The following is a 723-nucleotide window of genomic DNA, read 5'->3' on the forward strand; positions in this document are numbered from 1 at the left end:
ATGACTGCCAAGAATTTATCAGCAAGCTGAACCGTATAACCGGCAAAACGTTCCGTCTTCCCACGGAAGCCGAATGGGAATATGCTGCCCGTGGTGGCAACAAAAGCCGAGGTTATCAGTATAGTGGCAGCAATAATACCTTAGATGTAGCTTGGTTTCGGGATAATAGTGGAAGCAATACTCATGCCGTTGGTACAAAGCAGCCCAACGAATTGGGTATATATGATATGAGTGGCAACGTAGGGGAGTGGTGTCAAGATTGGCATGGCTTATACAATAGTTCCTCACAGGTAAATCCAACTGGTGCTAATAGTGGACCCTACCGCGTGTTCCGTGGAGGTGGCTGGTTCTACGTTGCCTGGAGCTGTCGCTCGTCGTTCCGTTACATCTACGAGCCTGACGACCGCGACACCACCCTTGGGCTCCGCTTGGTTCTCTCCGAGTAACGACTTCTTGTTTCGAGTAGTCCACTCCTATTATTAATGTCCTAAGTTTCAAAACATCGAGTAAAATTCCGGCGTAGCCGGAAAAGACTAATATAAATTTTATGCGAAAACTTCTTCTATCCCTTTTTATGCTCTTTGCAGCAATATCATCAGCTCTTGCCCAAGAGCTGACGGTAAAATCCTTCAAGCTTGCTGGAAGCGACCTTACTGCTCAAACGCAGCCACGTAAGGACCTTAACAACCGCAACTGTGCAGTTGTGAAAGTACAGTTCGTGGG

1 protein-coding gene is annotated in these 723 nt (G+C 47.3%); it reads left to right on the forward strand.

Features of this window, described 5'->3' with window-relative positions:
* On the forward strand, nt 1-446 hold a 446-nt coding region (locus tag HMPREF0673_RS03455), incomplete at its 5' end, for a formylglycine-generating enzyme family protein (RefSeq protein WP_007898001.1).
* Nucleotides 447-723 lie beyond the last annotated feature (277 nt).

The organism is Leyella stercorea DSM 18206, assembly GCF_000235885.1.
Classification (GTDB): domain Bacteria; phylum Bacteroidota; class Bacteroidia; order Bacteroidales; family Bacteroidaceae; genus Prevotella; species Prevotella stercorea.